Here is a 1020-nt window from a genome sequence, read left to right on the forward strand (position 1 = left end):
CATTACGATCTTCGGACGAATACTAAAAAGGAGTTTTTTGATAAACAGGTTTTGATAAAGACGGTTTATTATCCGTCTTTTTCTAAGGATACCTTAAATTCCGTTCCCTTGAAAAGGGGGTATTTTTTAGTTTCTGTCTATAACGAGGATACCAATGCCGATGGGTTTATTAATAAAATGGATTTAAGAAGATTCTTTTTATTTAATAGTGCTGGAATACTACAGAAACAGCTTGTTCCGCCTGATCATTCTGTCTTTAAATCTGAATACGATTCGGAGAATGATTTAATGTTTGTATTTACCAGATTGGATACGAATGCTAACGGACAGATCGAAGACAACGAGCCGATGCATGTTTATTGGTTAGACTTAAAAGATCCCACAAAAGCTGGTCAGCAATATTGATCCTTTTTAGGTCTAATTGATTGATTAGACAGTTCTTTAGCAATAATGAAACGATTCTTACTTTTTTTTGTCCTTATCGCTGAACTGGTGTGTCCTGTTTCTGATGTATGGACTCCTGAACAAATAGCCGCGGCCAATACTGCAGTGACCCATCCTGAACTGACAAAGCTGGAAAAAGAGACCATAATGTATTTGAACCTGGCACGGTTATATCCAAAACAATTTGCCGTAATTGAAGTTCGGGATTATTGGGGTACCGATAACTATCCTGATTATTTAAAAACTTCGCGGTATAAGCAAAGTTTGATTGATGAGCTGATTAAAAGAGAAGCTGTGCAGCCGCTGTATTTTGATAAAGTTATGTATGCTTCGGCGGTTTGCTTTTCGAAGGAATCTGGTCGTCTTGGAACGGTTGGTCATACGAGGAAGCAATGTACTATACCAAAAGGCGTATTTGCGGAATGTTGTTCCTACGGTATGAGTACTGCAAAAGACATCGTATTACAATTGCTGATCGATGATGAAATTGAAGGAGTCGGCCATCGGGTTATTTGTTTGGATAAAAAATATTCTAAAATAGGGGTAAGTATTTCTTCCCATAAAGTATGGGATACC

The 1020-nt window shown here is 37.5% G+C and carries 2 protein-coding genes; both read left to right on the forward strand.

What is annotated here, in order from left to right:
* The coding region (locus A1D16_RS19970) for a hypothetical protein (protein WP_290712835.1) at positions 1-405 on the forward strand (405 nt) is incomplete at its 5' end.
* Between the two features lie 45 nt (positions 406-450).
* A partial coding sequence (locus A1D16_RS19975) for a hypothetical protein (protein ID WP_290712838.1) occupies positions 451-1020 on the forward strand: 570 nt, incomplete at its 3' end.

This window comes from Flavihumibacter sp. CACIAM 22H1, assembly GCF_001601815.1.
Classification (GTDB): domain Bacteria; phylum Bacteroidota; class Bacteroidia; order Chitinophagales; family Chitinophagaceae; genus Flavihumibacter.